This is a genomic window from Streptosporangium sp. NBC_01639 (assembly GCF_045209755.1).
Taxonomy (GTDB): Bacteria; Actinomycetota; Actinomycetes; order Streptosporangiales; family Streptosporangiaceae; genus Streptosporangium.
In genome coordinates, this window is sequence record NZ_CP109272.1 from 4,203,172 (window position 1) to 4,219,518 (window position 16,347).

The 16,347-nt window shown below is 70.2% G+C and carries 17 protein-coding genes; 6 read left to right on the plus strand and 11 right to left on the minus strand.

The annotated features are described in order from the left end of the window. Positions 1–87: 87 nt before the first annotated feature. From OHA77_RS19050 to OHA77_RS19060, 3 genes are all read right to left on the minus strand, one after another. On the minus strand, positions 88–828 hold the full coding sequence (locus OHA77_RS19050) for an ABC transporter permease (protein ID WP_406319350.1): 741 nt from the start codon (positions 826–828) through the stop codon (positions 88–90). Next, a complete protein-coding gene (locus OHA77_RS19055) occupies positions 821–1,702 on the minus strand; it encodes an ABC transporter ATP-binding protein (RefSeq protein ID WP_406319351.1) in 882 nt (293 codons plus the stop codon). Before OHA77_RS19055 ends, OHA77_RS19050 begins: the two co-directional genes overlap by 8 nt. A gap of 99 nt (positions 1,703–1,801) precedes the next feature. Beyond that, a complete protein-coding gene (locus OHA77_RS19060; protein WP_326819322.1) occupies positions 1,802–2,179 on the minus strand; it encodes a DUF6069 family protein in 378 nt (125 codons plus the stop codon). Between the two features lie 131 nt (positions 2,180–2,310). Between OHA77_RS19060 and OHA77_RS19065 the strand changes: the two genes are divergently transcribed. After that, positions 2,311–3,441, plus strand: a complete 1,131-nt coding sequence (locus OHA77_RS19065) for a sensor histidine kinase (protein WP_406319354.1) — start codon at positions 2,311–2,313, stop codon at positions 3,439–3,441. Next, a complete protein-coding gene (locus OHA77_RS19070) occupies positions 3,429–4,082 on the plus strand; it encodes a response regulator transcription factor (RefSeq protein ID WP_326819320.1) in 654 nt (217 codons plus the stop codon). Before OHA77_RS19065 ends, OHA77_RS19070 begins: the two co-directional genes overlap by 13 nt. A 54-nt stretch (positions 4,083–4,136) precedes the next feature. Here OHA77_RS19070 and OHA77_RS19075 read toward each other — a convergent pair whose 3' ends face one another. The 5 genes from OHA77_RS19075 to OHA77_RS19095 all read right to left on the minus strand — a co-directional run bounded on the left by OHA77_RS19075 (position 4,137) and on the right by OHA77_RS19095 (position 7,464). Continuing rightward, on the minus strand, positions 4,137–4,379 hold the full coding sequence (locus OHA77_RS19075; RefSeq protein ID WP_406319355.1) for a hypothetical protein: 243 nt from the start codon (positions 4,377–4,379) through the stop codon (positions 4,137–4,139). Between the two features lie 62 nt (positions 4,380–4,441). Then, positions 4,442–5,410: a magnesium transporter CorA family protein gene (locus tag OHA77_RS19080; protein ID WP_406319356.1), complete on the minus strand. Its 969-nt coding sequence runs from the start codon at positions 5,408–5,410 to the stop codon at positions 4,442–4,444. A gap of 98 nt (positions 5,411–5,508) precedes the next feature. Beyond that, positions 5,509–6,489 (minus strand): hypothetical protein, encoded by a 981-nt coding sequence (locus tag OHA77_RS19085; protein WP_406319357.1) that lies wholly within the window; start codon positions 6,487–6,489, stop codon positions 5,509–5,511. Positions 6,490–6,500: 11 nt separating this feature from the next. Beyond that, positions 6,501–7,139, minus strand: coding sequence for a hypothetical protein (locus tag OHA77_RS19090; protein WP_326819317.1), 639 nt, complete (start codon positions 7,137–7,139; stop codon positions 6,501–6,503). A 112-nt stretch (positions 7,140–7,251) separates the two neighbouring features. After that, complete coding sequence (locus tag OHA77_RS19095) at positions 7,252–7,464, minus strand: FAD-dependent monooxygenase (RefSeq protein WP_406319358.1); 213 nt, start codon at positions 7,462–7,464, stop codon at positions 7,252–7,254. Between the two features lie 111 nt (positions 7,465–7,575). Here OHA77_RS19095 and OHA77_RS19100 point away from each other — a divergent pair, with 111 nt between their 5' ends. After that, complete coding sequence (locus OHA77_RS19100; RefSeq protein ID WP_406319360.1) at positions 7,576–8,100, plus strand: hypothetical protein; 525 nt, start codon at positions 7,576–7,578, stop codon at positions 8,098–8,100. 173 nt (positions 8,101–8,273) lie between these two features. Here the strand turns inward: OHA77_RS19100 and OHA77_RS19105 are convergent, their stop codons facing one another. Beyond that, positions 8,274–9,497, minus strand: a complete 1,224-nt coding sequence (locus tag OHA77_RS19105) for a benzoate/H(+) symporter BenE family transporter (RefSeq protein ID WP_406319361.1) — start codon at positions 9,495–9,497, stop codon at positions 8,274–8,276. A 144-nt stretch (positions 9,498–9,641) separates the two neighbouring features. Between OHA77_RS19105 and OHA77_RS19110 the strand changes: the two genes are divergently transcribed. Next, the gene (locus OHA77_RS19110) at positions 9,642–10,232 is read left to right on the plus strand and encodes a helix-turn-helix domain-containing protein (protein ID WP_406319362.1); all 591 of its coding nucleotides are present in this window, start codon (positions 9,642–9,644) and stop codon (positions 10,230–10,232) included. A 317-nt stretch (positions 10,233–10,549) separates the two neighbouring features. Here the strand turns inward: OHA77_RS19110 and OHA77_RS19115 are convergent, their stop codons facing one another. Further along, positions 10,550–12,061 carry a S1 family peptidase gene (locus OHA77_RS19115; RefSeq protein WP_406319363.1) on the minus strand — a complete coding sequence of 504 codons (1,512 nt, stop codon included), beginning with the start codon at positions 12,059–12,061 and terminating at the stop codon, positions 10,550–10,552. 687 nt (positions 12,062–12,748) lie between these two features. Between OHA77_RS19115 and OHA77_RS19120 the strand changes: the two genes are divergently transcribed. After that, positions 12,749–13,969 carry a nitrate/nitrite transporter gene (locus OHA77_RS19120; protein ID WP_406319364.1) on the plus strand — a complete coding sequence of 407 codons (1,221 nt, stop codon included), beginning with the start codon at positions 12,749–12,751 and terminating at the stop codon, positions 13,967–13,969. A 171-nt stretch (positions 13,970–14,140) separates the two neighbouring features. Here OHA77_RS19120 and OHA77_RS19125 read toward each other — a convergent pair whose 3' ends face one another. Beyond that, positions 14,141–14,887: an MBL fold metallo-hydrolase gene (locus tag OHA77_RS19125; RefSeq protein ID WP_406319365.1), complete on the minus strand. Its 747-nt coding sequence runs from the start codon at positions 14,885–14,887 to the stop codon at positions 14,141–14,143. Positions 14,888–15,121: 234 nt separating this feature from the next. Between OHA77_RS19125 and rho the strand changes: the two genes are divergently transcribed. Continuing rightward, the gene (gene rho, locus OHA77_RS19130) at positions 15,122–16,327 is read left to right on the plus strand and encodes a transcription termination factor Rho (protein ID WP_406319366.1); all 1,206 of its coding nucleotides are present in this window, start codon (positions 15,122–15,124) and stop codon (positions 16,325–16,327) included. Positions 16,328–16,347: the final 20 nt, after the last annotated feature.

Consider the following 16,347-nt stretch of genomic DNA (forward strand, 5'->3'; position numbering starts at 1 on the left):
CCAGGAACTGCTTCCTGGCGCCATCCCGCGATGAATGTGCCGATCGCCCACCTGGCCCGGGTAATCGGTCAGGAGCCGAGAAACGGATCAGGAGAAGCGGCGGCCCTCGTCTCGGCGGTAGGCCCAGGTGGCGGCGACCGCCGCGAGAATGATCCAGACGGCGAAGGCGACCAGGGAGACGGGGGAGGGGGTGCGGCCCGCCACCGCGGCCCACATGAGTTCTATCGCGCCCCGGCTGGGCACGAACGGCGCCAGGGACTGCACGAAACCCGGCATGACCTCCAGCGGCATCAGCAGCCCGCCTAGCGCCGCGATCGGGAAGTATGCCACCTGCGACACCGCGATCGCCGCCTTGGACGACACCGCGTACCCGATGAACAAACCCATCAGCATGAACGGCACGGAGCCCACCAGCAGCGCGCCGATGCCCATCGCCAGGCGGAGCGGGGAGATGGCGGCGGCGGTGAGGAAGGCCGAGATGAGCAGGACCGGTACCACCGACAGCAGCGTGCCGGCCATCGTGGTCAGGATGCGGCCGGCGAAGCGGGGCAGCGGGCCGGCGGGCAGCGTGCGCAGGTAGGGGTCCCAGGGCCGCTCGCGGTCCTGGGCCACGCTGACGCTCAGCCCGATCAGCGCCGCCGACATGGCGCCGAACAGCATCATCCCGGCCGTCGCCGACGTGGCGCTCGCCGGGTCGGTTCCGGTGAAGGGCACCACGAACGCCAGCATCGCGGCCGCGGGGAAGAACGCGCTGGCCACCAGCGAGATCGGGACGCGCAACTGCTCCAGGAACTGGTAGCGGGTGTGGGTGAGGATGAGGTTAGACACGTGCTTCCTCCTTGGCGGTGATGGTGATGAAGGCCTCTTCCAACGAGGTCGGCCGCACCTGCAGGTCGGCGAAGGCCGTCCCGGCGCGTACCAGCTCGGCGACCAGCAGATCGGAGTCGGTGGTGAGCAGGTGCACCCGGCCGTCCTCGACCGAACTCCGCAAGATCCCGGGCAGATCGGGTACGGCCGGCGCCGCGAAGGAGACCCGGCGCACGCCCACCACGTCGCGCACGGCCTGCACGGTGCCGTCGGCCAGCACCCGGCCCCGGCCGATCACCACCACCCGCTGCGCCAGCGCCTCGATCTCCTCCAGGTAGTGGCTGGTCAGCACCACGGTGCCGCCGTCGGCGTGGAAGCTCCTGATCCCCTCCCACAGGGTTCGCCTGGCCTCCACGTCAAGCCCGGTGGTGGGCTCGTCGAGGAACACCAGCCGCGGCCGGCCCGCGAAGGCCAGCGCCACTGCCAGACGGCGCTTCTGCCCGCCGGACAGTCCCCCGACCTGCCGCCTGACCAGGTCGCCTAGGCCGAACCTGGCCAGCAGCTCCGCCGTACCGTAGCGCTCGGGGAAGTGCGCGGAGACGAAGTCGACGATCTCGCCGAGACGCAGCGACTCCGGCAGCCCGGTCTCCTGGGGGGTCACGCCGATGCCGCGCCGCAGGGCGGGGTCCAGCGGCGAGCCGCCGAACAGTTCCACCGTGCCCGACGTGGGCCGGCGCAGTCCTACGAAGAGGTTGATGAGGGTGGACTTGCCGGCGCCGTTCGGGCCGAGCAGCCCGACCAGCTCGCCCGCCTTGATGTCGAGCGAGACGCGGTCGAGCGCGAGCACGTCACCGTAGCGGCGGGTGGCCTCGATCGCTCTGACGAGGATGGTCATGTCATGTCTCCTGTGCCGGGTCAGCGTTGTCCAGCGGGGTGCGAATGGTCGTGGGCGGGCCGCCCGCGCCTGGTTGGCGGGTGACGGGCCCGGGCGGGTTCATCGCCGTGCCAGCCCCAGGACGAGCACGGTGCCAACGACCAGGTGCATCAGGACCAGCACCAGCATCGTGGCGATACCGACGGCGCTGCCGAGCGGCCCGAACAGGGACAGGACGAGTACGGCCAGGGCGACGATCGTCCAGATCCGGCCGGGCCGGGACGCGAACCGCTCCAGGACGGCCAGCAGCGCCCAGCCCGTCAGCCCGACCAGCAGGCTCACCACCAGGACCGATCCCGGTTCCACAGGTTGCGTGCCGGCGCCCATGCGGACGGTCAGAGTGGTTCCGGCGACCGGCACGGCCAGGGCCCAGACGGCCAGGGCGGCCGCAGGGGCACCGACGACGGTGAGGAGGATTCGCTTGGCTGAGGTGTTCATGCCGGTCAGCTTCGCCCGGTTGCCCGATCCGCCACATCGGGCGCACGGTCGCTCTGTGTTCTCCTCCGGTGGGGTATGGGTCCTCCTTTGGTAGGTGATGGCGTCTACGAACCGGCGATTATCCTGACCCGGTGAGCAAGATCCGATCCTCGTACTCGATCGCGGTGGCCAGCGTGGTCCTCGGGATGGGCGGCCTGAGCGCCCTAACGCTGTGGAGCCTGGCCGACGAGCCCACGTGGGGGCTGGACGTCATCGTCGCGGCGGTGAGCCTGGTCGCGGCGCTCGTTCAGCTGTGGTGGCCGACCTCGGGAGCCTTGGCCGCCACGCTCCTGGCCACTCTGTCCCCCGTGGCCACTGCGGCGGCGACGATGGGGGCGCTGCAGGTGGCCCAGCGCAAGCGCTTCCCCGTCGCGGTGGCGGTGGCGGCCGCGGGCGTCGCGGCCCACGTGGTCCAGGGGCTGTGGCGGCCGAACTCCGGCATCTCCCAGCAGTGGTGGTTACTGCTGATCTGCGCCTCCTACGGTGCGCTGCTCGGCTGGGGCGCGCTGGCCCGCTCACGCCGCGCCCTGCTCTTCTCCCTGCACGAGCGCGCCAACCGCGCCGAGGCCGAGCAGGGCAGGCGGATCGCCGAGGCCCGCATGGCCGAACGCCGCCGGCTCGCCCGGGAGATGCACGACGTGCTGGCCCACCGCCTGTCCCTGGTGGCCACCCACGCCGGGGCACTGGAATACCGCCCGGACTCCTCCTCCGAGCAGCTCGCCCGGGCGGCCGGGGTGATCCGCACCGGAGTCCACCAGGCGCTGGAGGAGCTCCGCCAGGTGATCAGCCTGCTGCGCGAGCAGGACGACCAACTGGACGAGTTGGAAGCCCGGCCGGCGCTGGCCGACTTACCCGGCCTGATCGCCGACGCACGGGAGGCCGGCCAGGAGGTGCGGCTCCGCGAGGAGGTCACCGACGACGGCGCTTTGCCGCAGGCCGCGTCCCGGACCGCCTACCGCGTCGTCCAGGAAGGGCTCACCAACGCCCGCAAACACGCCCCCGGCCGGCCGGTGGACGTGCTGCTGCGCGGCGCTCCCGGCACCCCCCTACTGATCGATATCCGCAACCCGCTGGCCCCGGCGGGCACCGCCCCACTCGCGCCCGGCAGCGGCCTCGGCCTGGTCGGGCTCACCGAGCGGGTACGGCTGGCCGGCGGGCAACTGGATCACCACAATGCTGAAGGAGAGTTCCGGCTCCAGGCCCGGCTAACATGGCCCGCGTGATCCGCGTGTTACTGGTCGACGACGATGCCCTGGTCCGCGCAGGGCTGTCCATGATGTTGGACGGCGCCGCCGGCATCACGGTCGTCGGCGAGGCGGCCGACGGCCAGGAGGCCATCACGGCCACCGACGCCCACGCCCCCGACGTCGTCCTGATGGATCTGCGGATGCCGCGTGTGGACGGCATCACCGCCACCCGCCGGCTGCGCGCCCGTGCCCGCCCGCCTGAGGTGATCGTGCTGACCACGTTCGACACCGACGAGAACGTCCTGCACGCCCTCCGCGCGGGCGCTGCCGGGTTCCTACTGAAGGACACCCCGCCGCCGCGGATCGTGGAGGCGGTCACCCGGGTCGCCGTGGGCGATCCGATCCTGTCCCCGCGCATCACCCGGCGGTTGATGGAGCGCACCGTCGCGCAGGTCGGCGCCTATGAGCGGGCCCGTGCCGCGCTGGCCGCCCTCACCCCTCGCGAGCACGAGGTGGCCCTGGCGATCGCGCGCGGCCAGACGAACGCCGACATCGCCGCGGATCTGGCCATGGGCATCACGACCGTGAAGGCGCACGTCTCCAGCATCCTCACCAAGCTCGGCATGGACAACCGCACCCAGATCGCGATCCTCGCCCATGACGCGGGTCTGACCTGACCAGCCTGGTGCCAGGCAAGCGCCGATATCGCTCATCTCCGCGTACACGCTGTACTAGACGAGTAGGTGCGTCACGAACGTGGAGAGGGGCTTGATGTAGGGAGAGCTTCTTGATGCGGTGCTGCACGGGAGATGAAGGTTGTGGCCTTTCAGAATCGCTCTGCGGAGGGAGGTCTCAAACTGGCCTTCCTCTTCTATCGTGAAGATCTGACAGTTGCCGCGTTTGCCCAGCGCGCCGCAGTACATCCGCGCCACCCCGGCGAGCGGACGGACCTTTTCCATCTCCTCAGGTGTCACAGCCGAAAGAAAACCACGAGATTATCTCTGATTCAGCACCCGGGATACCTAACAAAGCCCTACTAGAGCCAGCCCCTCCTCTTGAAGATCAGATAGAGGATGGACGAGGCCACGAGGATGACGAGAGTGGAGGTCCAGAAGCCGATCGGCTGGCTGAAGCCGGGATACGGCACATTCTGCCCATAGAACCCGGTGATCATCGTAGGCACCGCGATGATGGCGGCCCAGCTCGTGATCTTCTTCATGATGTCGTTGAGCCGGAAGCCCTGCTGGTTGATGTGGGCCTCGCGGACGTTGCCCACCATCTCGCGCAGGGAGTCGGTCCATTCGGCGACCCGCAGCGTGTGGTCGTAGACGTCCTGGTAGTAGGGGTCCAGCGCCGGATCCAGTACCTCCACGCTCCTGCGGAGCAGGCTGCCCACGACCTCGCGCACCGGCACCGCCAGCCGCCGGAACCGCACCAGCTTCTTGCGCATCTCAAAGGTCTGGCGCTGGATGTAGGCCCGGTCGCCGGTGTTCTCCTCGAAGAGGTCGTCCTCCAGCGCCTCGACCCGGTCGTCCATCGCCTGCAGCACCTCGAAGTGCCCGTCCACCACGTAGTCGAGCAGACCGTGCAGCAGGTACGGCACGCCGTACTTGGCCATCTCGGCGTTCGCGTCCCAGCGCCTGAGCACCTCGTCGATGTCGAACCGGGGGCTCTCTCTGACGGTGACCAGGGCGTTCTTGGTGACGAAAGCAGATATCTCGATGAGCTCCAGACGTCTGTCCACCAGCTTGGCGCCGTAGACGCTGAGGAACAGGTGGCTGTCGTAGGTGTCGAGCTTGGGACGCTGCTGGCTCTGGAGCGCGTCCTCGACGGCCAGCGGGTGCAGGCCGAGCTCCTCGCTGATCTTCGCCAGGTCCGCCGGCGAGGGCGCGCACAGATCGAACCAGACCACGGCGGACGGGTCTCCGACGTATTCGGAGACGTCGTCGATGGGAAAGCCCTCGGCCTCCATGACTCCGTTGCGATACAGGCGAGTGCGTTCCATTCCGTCCACATTAAGACCCGGCGCCGGGTAGTCAAGATGTGTTTCTCCCGCCGCTGCCACCGTGGCCCCGGCGGGATCGTGTTCCGTGGGGAGTCCGGTCAGCAGGTGGTCGGCGTGGTGCTGGTGCCGACCGCACACGCCGCGCGCACCGCGCGGCTCCTCAGCTGGTCCAAGGTGGGAGTGCCGACCGTGGGCTCGCTTGTCACGGGGCCGGGGACGTCCGTCGTGACCGGGTCCGGGATGTCCACCGCCGAGGCGTCGGGGTCGTCCGTGGGGTCCGGGACAGGGGCGGCCGTCGGTGTCCCGTCCGGATTGTCGTCATGCGGGAAATCCGACGGCTTGGGCGGCCGGGGGGAGGGCAGGTCCGGCGGCTCCTCCACGGGTGCCGGGGCGCCGTTGAGTATCTGATCCACCCGTTCCGGGCTGTCCATGAGCGGCGCGATGACCGGCTGGCCCGGTGCCTGCGCGACGAACACGCCCTCGCCGATCGGCAGATGCACCGAGGCCAGGTAGCCGGCCAGCGCCTGGGGCACCACCCGCCCCTCGGCCTGGTGCCGCTCCAGGGCGTTGTACACGTAGAACAGGCCATGCCCCGCGCTGCCGACAGAGGCCCGCAGGTCTGCCAAGGTGCTCTGCTTCGGCTGCTCGATCTGCAGCCGGATCTGGCCGTTCTGCTGGCCTAGGCCGAGCTTTCCGGACAGGACGCGGTCCACCTTGACGACGAGACTGGCGTAACGGATCGCCGCGTCGGGGGTGTCGTAGCCGACGACGGGCGCGGCACTCGCGCTGTCGTCAGAGCCGAAGGCGATCCCCGGCTCGATGCCGACGACGGTGCCTTCCAGCAGTGCCGCGGCGGGGGTGAAGGCGCCGGAGGCAGGCGCGCCGGGCGTCAGGTCGTCCAGCGAGTCGTACAGGTACGTGCCGGTCGACTCGCCCACGCCGGAGCGCATCATGGACCAGAACGAGGGAGCGGGCTCACCGGACCGGGCTGCGGCCACTCCGGCGGCGGTCGCCAGGCCGAGGGCGACGGCGAGGGTGAGGCCCACCCCCGCGGTGCGGGATCGGAGCATCTTCGACATGTGTCCCGTCCTCAGAATCGGCCGTTGATGTGCGCGACGTCGTGCGAGCTGTAGCTGCGCACGGTGGCGCGGCCCGACTTCAGGCAGGAGCCGCTTTCGGAGGAGTGGCCGAGCCCGACGCTGTGCCCGACCTCGTGGCAGGCCGTATGCTTGCGCTCGTTCTCCGAGAAACCGCTCATGTCGGCCAGATCGAAGCGGATCTCATACTGGTCGCACTTCCACCAGCCGTTGATGAGCCCCGGACTGATGCCCCGCACGCACTTGGCGTGGGCGTGGACGTTCTTGCCGGTGCTCGACCCGTTCCAGTCCAGACCCCAGTAGTCGTCGTAGTACTGGTCGAACATCTCCACGTCGGTGTGGACGTCGGAGGATGAGTCGTAGTGCGTGGCCATGTCGGTCTGGGAGTCCAGGTGGATCATGGCGTAGTTGCCGGCGACCTTCATGTACGAGGTCAGTGACGAGTAGTTGTAGTAGTGGTCCCTGTTGTCCGCCTGCATGCAGCATCCCGACGGATGCAGGTACGACCACCCGAAGGTGTTGGCGCTCGCCGGCGGGGTGAGCGCCAGGAACATGACGAACGTGAGCAGGGCGGCGAGCGGGGCCAGGAGCAGGCCTCGGGTTCCCGATTCGCTGTGGGGGGTTTGGGGCACCCGTATTCCTTCCAAGGGCAACGACGCAAACACGGTGATCTTCGCCTTCGGTAACCGTTTACGCAACCTCTGGCACGGCGCCGCGCTTGCTACCGGGACCCCCTCGACAGGATCACCGACGAGCCGGCGTATGTGCCGGACGGCGGTACGGTCCGCATGGCCGGCCCCGATGGTGCCGACCGAGGGGCCGTAACCGACCAGGCGGACGCGAGCGGCGCGGAGAGCGGTCGAGAACCATGAGATCGAGCCCGGCCCTGCTCAGGAAGGAGGCGCCGGACAGTCCGGCCTGCCCCGCGCCGATGACCGCGACGTCGGTCTCCGCCATGTTTTCCGGCAACCGTGCGGCCCGGTGAATAATCCCGCCGCTACAGGGCAGCAGCGATACCACAACAGACGCTGCCCGAGATGAGGTCACATGATAGTGCTGGGACTCCTCTTGATCATACTCGCGGGCGCGGCCGTGGTCGCGGTTTCCTGGGACGAAGCCGCCACCGCCACCACCCCCGCGTCGTTCACCGTCTTCGATCAGACGATCCAGCTCTCCCAGCTGGAGTTCTTCTTCGCCGGTGCCGCCACGGGGGCGCTTTTCCTGCTCGGTCTGGCGGTCATGTTCAGCGGCATGCGCCGCTCCGCCACGCACCGGCGCAAGGTCCGTTCCTCCCGGGTGGAGGCACGTGACCGCGTCGCCCGCCTGGAGGAGGAGAAGCGGGAGCTGGAGCGGAAGCTGGAGGAGACTCCCGAGACTCCCGTGGCCGCCGCCGCTCCGGTGGTCGACCGGGACCACGACGGCATCGACGACCGCACCCAGACGGCGGCCCGCCCGCGGATCGACCGGGACCACGACGGGGTGGACGACCGTGACGAGACGACGGCGCCCCACCCCCGGGTCGACGTCCCCCGCCAGCACAGCGCCGACCAGCTTGTCGCCGGTCGCCACGGGCGCCCGGGAGACGGCCGGTAGCCCCTTCTCCCCGGCTCTCCGCTTCCGGCCGGTACGGCAACCCATGCCGTACCGGCCGGGGCTTTTCCGGGGGAAACCGTCCGCTGGGACCGGCGGAGGCGAACGCGTCGGTCATGCTCCGCTCGAACGGCCGGCCGCCGTGCTCCGCCGTACCGGATCAGGCCCTTGGAGGATCACGGTCGGCTGAGCTCCCCGGAGACTCCCGCCGACGGCCGGTCCCCGTCCTGCTCCGGCTCGGGGGAGACCCGTGGAGCCCTTCCGCGTTGCAGGAGCAGCATGAGCCCTCCCGCCACCAGTCCCCAGAACGCCGCACCCACCCCGAGCAGGGTCAGCCCCGACACGGTGACCACGAATGTGACCACCGCCGCCTCCCTGCCCTCCGGCCGGGCCACCGCGGCGCTGATCGCCGAGGTGAGCGCGCCGATCAGAGCGAGGCCCGCGACGGCCTCGATCAGGACCGGTGGGGAGAGCAGGACCAGCGCGGTGGCCAGCCCGGAACCGATCCCAATGATGATCATCGAACCTCCGGCGGTGACCGAGGCGATCCAGCGGCGGCCCGGGTCGGGGTCGGCGTCCGGACCGGCGGCCAGCGCCGCGGTGATGGCCGCCAGGTTCACCGCGTGCCCGCCCAGCGGCGCACCGAGGGTGCTGGCCAGGCCGGTGCCGACGAGGATGCCGCGCAGCGGGGGGCGGTAGCCGTATCCGGCGAGGACCGCCATGCCCGGCACGTTCTGCGAGGCCATGGTGACCAGGAACAGCGGGAGCGCGATGCTGATCATGGCCGTAGCGCTCCAGGCCGGGACGGTCAGCTCGGCCACCGGGCGCACGTCCACCGCCCCGAGGCTGGGCCCGGTCAGCGCGATGGCCACGACGGCGACCAGCAGCGCCCCCGGAATCGCCCACTTGCTGGCAAAACGACTCAACAGCGCCCAGACGAGCACGACAGGCCCGGCCATCAGCGGCACCTCGCCGAGGGCTCGGATCGGCGCGACGCACAGGTTGAGCAGGACCCCGGCGAGCATGGCGGCGGCGATCGGGGTGGGGATGGCCGTGATCCATCGCCCCAGCGGGGGGAAGAGTCCCGCGGCGGTGATGAGCAGGCCGGAGACCGCGAACGCGCCGACCGCGACGGGGAACCCGCCCTCCAGGGCGCCGGTCGCGACCAGCAGCGCCGCCCCCGGCGTCGACCAGGCGACGGTGATCGGCATGCGCCGGCGCAGGCCCAGCCAGATCGCCACCACACCGTTGGCCAGGCAGAGCGCGAGCAGGCCGGACGCCGCCTGCCGCTGGTCGGCGCCCACCGCCCGGAGCCCGGCCAGCACGACGGCGAAGGAACTGGCGAAGCCGACCAGTGCGGTCACCACCCCCGCCAGCATGGGCTGCAGCAGTCGCGTCATCCTGTCGTCCTCTCCACGCTCCGGAACCCCGGCGGCCGCTCCGGACCGTCCCGGTTCACCCGGCCCGCCGCTCACCCGCCCGGAGGCCGTCCCACCTGACCGCCGGGCCCGTACGGCATGCGTTCCGTAAACGGAACGACCGTCATGCTGCACGATAGCTTCATGGAGCCCGGCGCACAAAGCCCTCGTCCCGCCCAGGAGACCGGCACACCGGAGGTAGGCCAGCGAATCCGCAGGTTGAGAGAGGAGCGGAACATCTCGCTCTCCGAACTCGCGCGGCGCGCGAACATCGGCAAGGCGACGCTCTCCGGGCTGGAGAACGGCACCCGCAATCCCACCCTGGAAACGCTCTGGGCGGTCACCGCCCAGCTCGGCGTGCCCCTGGCGCTGGTCCTGGGCACCGATCCCGTCATCCTGGGCACCGCCGTCGAGGGCGTGCTGCTCCAGGTCTTCGAGGACGAGGCCGTCACCTACGAGCTCTACCGGCTGGTGATCCCCGCGGGGTCCGCACAGGTCTCCCCCGCCCATTACGAGGGCGTCACCGAGCACCTCACGGTCTTCGCCGGGACGCTGGTCGCCGGCCCGCGCGACGCGCCCCTCCGGGCCGGGCCGGGCGAGCACCTCACCTGGCACTCGGACGTCCCGCACACCTACTCCGCGATCGGCGACCAGGACGTCCATGCCAGCCTGCTCATCCGCTACCCGCGCCGCCGCGCGACCCCGCCGTCCGACTAGTCCTCGATCTTCGCGACCTGCGTGTCGGGGTCCCGGCAGTCCTGTAGAAACTTTGGTCGGATACGCACCTGGCCTGTGATGATGCGGGGTTTCGTGGTAGCCCGAAAGCCGTAACGCATGATCGTTGAATGACACGAACGATCGTGGTCATGTCGGCCTGAATTGGCCCCACCCCGAGACACGCCGCACCTGTCGCGCCCGCTGGACCTGCCGCACCCCGGCGGGTGAATCGGGGTTTATCCGCGGAGGCGGGCGAGCGTCTGAAGGCTGTTTGCCCACCTCCGTACCCCGTAGCGACAGAGGAGGGCCGGGGTGGGTTACGGTGCGTTGAATCCCAGGGTGTAGGGGCCGAAGCCGCTGGAGGAGACCACCTGGTAGCGGTAGAAGCCGGCCGTACCGGTGTAGGCGATCTGCTCGTTGGGAGTCGCGCCCTCAGAGGAGGCGACGGTGCTCCAGGTCGAGCCGATCTGCTTTTGCAGATACAGGTCGAAGTCGGCGCCCGCGTTGGCCTCCAGGCAGCCGGAATGGGTACCTTGGGAGATCGACTGATAGCCCAGCTGGGGTGTCTGGTCGGCGGTCTGACCGCTGGTCAGGGTGCCGGTGGCGGCCCTCGGGTAGCCGGTGCAGGTGCCCGTGCTCGGGGCCGGGGGATTGCCCGCGGTGGTCTGCAGGGACAGGCCGTAGGCGTTGAGGATCGGGCTGATCGGCTGAAAGTAGGTGGTGCCGCCCAAGCTGCAGTCGCCCGAGCCGCCGGAGGCGACTCCCTGGGCCTGGTCGACGGAGATGAAGGAGCCGCCCGAATCGCCGGGTTCGGCGCAGACGTTGGTGCGGGTCAGTCCGAAGACGTTGCCCTGGGGGTAGGTGACGCTGGCGTCGCGCTGCTGGATGATGCCGCAGTGCCAGTCGGTGGTGGAACCGGACCGGCAGACCGAGGCGCCCTCGGCGGCCACCTTGGCACTGACGACGGGCACGGTGCCGCCGCTGCCGTTGTCCACCGTCGGCGTCGAGATCCAGTTGGCGTTGACGGCGACCCAGGCGTAGTCGTTGGTCGGGAAGGAGGATTCCTGGAAGACGCCTTGGGCGATCCGGTTGAAGCCGGTGGTGGCCTGGCCCGGCTTGCCGCAGTGGCCGGCGGTGATGAAACCGTTCTGGGTGCCTTTGAACACGGGAAAGCCGATCGAGCAGCGGGTTGTGCCGCCGACGTAATAGGTCTGCCCACCCACCAGGTCATACAGGGGCCGGGGTTGCTCGTTGGACGACAGCACGATCACCGCGGACTTATCCACCCCCGCGCTCTCGATGAGGGTCTTGGCCGCCTCGGGTTTCGAGGCGAGGACGACGACCTTGTTGGTCTTCACGTCGACGTAGCGCACGCTGGCCACCACCGGCCGCACGGGCAGAGCCCGGTCGAGCTTCTTTTTGATCGCGGTGAGGTGTGTCAGCGGCCAGGTGACGATCTCGGCTTGAGCGCCCGCGGCGAGGATCTGGGGAAGGTCGGCGGCCCTGGTGGTGGCCACCACCAGGGTCTGCGCGGTGGTTCCCCTGAGCCAGGCGCCGCCGAAACGGGCACCGAGCGCTTTTTGAAGTTGCGGCACGACCGGTGTCAGGCGGGCCTCATTCAGCAGGCGGGTCTGGGCTTGGGCCGGGGTGAGACCCAGGTCGCGCTGGAGCGCCTCCAGCATGCCCGGCGGCGGTTTCAGCGCGACCAAGGCGGTCACCGCGGCTGCGGGGCCCGCTGCCTGGCGTTCAGCGCCGGCCGGGACCGCAGCCAGGGCGAGCGCGGTGATCGCTAGGACATATCCCGTGGTAACGGCATGCCTGCGGAACATAGGCCTCTCCTCGACCTCGGCTTTCAAAGCATGAGGGGGAGAGCGCCTCATATCACTGGTTGATCATGTGATATGGGCAACGCCACCCTAATACGGCCGTCGCCGGTCAAGGTCGCAAAATCCGCACGCCACGCGGGCGGGAATCTGGGGTGCCGCCAACGATCGTGCCACCAGCGCCAAACGGTAGCGTCCTCGCTCATCCGCTCCGGTCCACCGACGCTCGGCGGCAGCGAAATCCTCACGGTCGGGCAGCCGCTCGACCGCGCATTCCCGCACTACATCGAGGACTGAACGGCCCGCACGCTAGGCGGGCTTCCCACCTGGGGTCCAGTACCGGTAGGCCGGAAAGCCGCAACATATGATCGTTAAGCGGCGCAAACGATCATTCGTTCTACAGAAAGATCAACATGCTGTTCTCGCAGGTCGCCTCTGTAAAACATGCCGTGTACGCGCCTGTGTAACGCGCAACCTCCTTCGCATTGCACTTCGATCCCCGCATCACCACAGGCCGGGGGCATGTCCGACCAAAGTTTCTTCAGGACTATCGGGACCCGTGTCCGGCGCCGGGCCGCGGAACGCGGACGCCGCCCGGTGGCGATCGGCCGGCCGACTCCTGACCGCCCGGGGTTCCACCGGAGGCCAGACCCCCTCATATCCGTAAAAAACCCTAAAAGTAATATCTAACTCATGACGCCACGGTCCAGAGCGGTGACCTTCTGGGCCATCGGTGTACTCGCCTACATCATCGCGGTCTTCCACCGCCAGTCCCTCGGCGTCTCCAGCATCGAGGCCGCCGCCAGGCTCGACGTCGGCGCGGCCGGCCTCTCCACCCTGGCCATGCTGCAACTGCTGGTCTACGCGGCCATGCAGGTGCCCGTCGGAGTGTTCGTCGACCGGCTCGGGTCCAAGCGCATGCTCGTCGCCGGAGCCACCGTGATGGCCTGCGGCGAGCTCGTCTTCGCCCTGGCCGAAGGGCTGCTGCCCGGGATCGCGGGCCGGGCGCTGATCGGCTGCGGTGACGCGATGACGTTCATCAGCGTGATCCGGCTGGTCAACCTGCACTTCCCCGCGCACCGCAATCCGGTGATGGTCCAGCTCACCGGGCTGATCGGGCAGCTGGGCGCGATCGCCTCGACGGTCCCCCTGATCCAGTCCCTGCACACCTACGGCTGGACGCCCACTTTCCTGGGCGCCGCCGGACTGGGCGTGCTGTCGGCGTTCCTCCTGGTCACGGTGTTGCGCGACACACGCCCGGAGCGGGCGGACGGCCCTCCCGGCCTAAGGGCCGCCTGGGCCGAGCCCGGCACCCGGCTGGGCATGTGGACCCACGCCGCCACCCAGTGCTCGGCCGCCGCGTTCCAGCTGCTGTGGGGCTACCCGTTCCTGGTCCAGGGGCAGGGGCTGTCCCCCTCCACGGCGGGTGTGCTGCTGTCCACACTGACCCTGTGCGGCATGGTGTGCGGGCCGCTGCTCGGCTACCTCGCCGGGCGGTTCCCGTTCCACCGCTCCCGGATGGTCCTCACCGTGATCGGCACCACCGCCGCGGCGTGGACCGCCGTACTGGCCTGGCCCGGCCCGGCACCGCTCTGGCTGCTCGTCCTGCTCGTGGCGGTGCTCGCCGCCAACGGCCCCGGGTCGATGATCGGCTTCGACTACGCCAGGACCTTCAACCCGGCCGCCCGGATCGGCGCGGCCACCGGCATCGTGAACGGCGGCGGCTTCGTCGCGTCCATGTCGGTGATCGCCCTGGTCGGCGTCACCCTCGAACTGGTCGGGGAGACCGGCCCGGACGCGTTCCGCTGGGCCTTCATCGTGCAGTACCCCATCTGGGCGCTCGGCGCGGTCCAGGTCCTGCGCTACCGGGGCAAGGCGCGGCGCCTGCTCCTGGCCGCCCAGACGAGCGCCTGACACGTCGCGGGAGAGGTCCCCCGTGCGGGTGCCGGCGTACGGGGTCGCGAGGGACCGCTCACGCCGTACGGGGTCGCGAGACCGCTCGCGCCGTACGGGCCGCCGCGGCGGAGCCGCGGGCCGTAACGGTCCCGGCGGACGACCCGGTTCACGGCCCCGCGGAGATCACGGTCAGCGGAGCCTGGTGAAAGGCTCCTCGAAATGGGCGGTGGCGATCATCCCCCGCTCGGCCCTGACCCGCTCCAGCAGCTCGACACGGGTCGCCGCGGCGAGCTCGGGGTCGGTGTCGTAGAGATAGGGGACCTTCGGGTCGGCCAGCTGCACCGGGTGCAGCACCACGTCGCCGGTCAGCACCAGCTCGCCCACCTGGACGACCTGGTGGCCCGGGGTGTGCCCCGGCGTGTGGAACACCCGGACGCCGGGGAGCACGTCGGCCTGACCGTCCACCACCTGCACCCGGTCGCCCAGTGGCCGGACGACGTGGTCGAGGATCCCCTCGGCCGCCGTGTCGATCTCGGCCCGCTGGAGGACGTGCCGGGCGTTGGCGAAGACGGGCACGCCGTCGATCACCGCGCCGCCCGCGTGGTCGCTGTGCAGGTGCGTGATGACCACCGCGTCGACCTCGTCGGGGCCCACCCCCACCCGGGCGAGCTCGGCACCGAGCACCCCGGGGACCGGCGCCCAGCTCGCCGCCGGCGAGCTCTCCGTACCGATCCCGGTGTCCACCAGCACGGTCCTGCCCGCCGCGTCACGGAGCAGGTAGCAGTGGAAGTGCAGGACCCACTCGTCGGACTCGCCGTGACAGCCGCCGGGGAACATCTCCGGCATCGGACGCCGGATCGAATCACCCATCGGGCCCACGGCGTCACACAGCGGGAACACCTCGACGCCCGCGACTGTTATAGACTGGTGTGGCATCCGGTCTCCTGTTCGATACGGATTGACGGTGCTACTGTGACAGCGGGCGTGACGCACCGCCGGCCGAGCCGCGTGCGATGATCCGCCCCGCTTTCCGCTTCATTCTGCCGCGTCCTTCCAGGCGTGCGGCCACATCGTGTCCATTCGGGCACCCCGCCGCACCGTGCCTGCCCGGGCAGCCGGCTTCCCTCCGCGAAAGGCCCGCGATGGCCTTTCCCCCGTGAAAGGTCACCCATGACCATCGAAACCACCACCTCCAGGAAGCGTTCGCGCACCCCGCGTCCGCCGCGCCCACGCGAAAGCGACGCCTACCCCGCGAACGGGAGCGGCGCCCCTGCCGGGAGCGAGCACGGCGCCCCCGTCGAGACCGTGACCGGCCTCCTCGACGTCCGCGACAAGACCGGCCACATCCGCACCCGCGGTTACCTGCCCGGCCCGGACGACGTGCGCGTCCCCCACGCCCAGATCAGGCAGTACGGCCTGCGCCCCGGCGACCACGTCGTCGCCACCGCCCGCAGGCCGTACGACAGGCTGGACGGTGTCCAGCGCGTGAACGGCTCCGCCGACTGGCGGCAGCGACCCGACTTCGCCGACATGACGCCGGTCCACCCGCGCGAACGGCTCCGCCTGGAGACCGAGTCGATGACCACCCGGGTCGTCGACCTGTTCGCGCCGATCGGCAAGGGCCAGCGCGGCCTGATCGTCGCCCCGCCCAAGGCGGGCAAGACCATGGTCCTGCAGGACCTGGCCGCCGCGATCACCCGCAACCATCCCGACTGCCACCTCATGGTCGTGCTCGTCGGCGAGCGTCCCGAGGAGGTCACCGAGATGCGCGAGTCCATCCGCGGCGAGGTGGCCGCGTCCACGTTCGACCGGCCCGACCGCGACCACACCGCGCTGGCCGAACTCGCCGTCGAACGCGCCAGGCGCCTCGCCGAGAACGGCCACGACGTCGTCGTCCTGCTCGACTCCCTGACCCGCTTGGCCCGCGCCTACAACAACCTCGCCCCCGGCGGCGGACGCACCCTCGCCGGCGGCCTGGACGCCGCCGCCCTGCTGCCCCCGCGCCGCTTCTTCGGCGCCGCCCGCAACCTGCGGGACGGCGGCTCGCTGACCATCCTCGCCACCGTCCTGGTCGAGACCGGCTCCCGGATGGACGACACCCTCTTCGAGGAGTTCAAGGGCACCGGCAACATGGAACTGCGCCTCAGCCGCGCCCTCGCCGACAAGCGCCTCTATCCGGCCGTCGACCTCGACGCCTCCGGCACCCGCCGCGAGGAGATCCTCCTCGACCCGCGTGAGCACCAGCTCTCCTGGCGGCTCCGCCGCACCCTGGGCGGACTGGAGAAGCAGCAGGCACTGGAGCTCCTCACCGGCAGACTCCGGGAGACCCCCTCCAACGACGCCTTCCTCCGGCAGGTCCAGCAGACCACCTCCTGACCCCGCGGACAGGCCGCGAT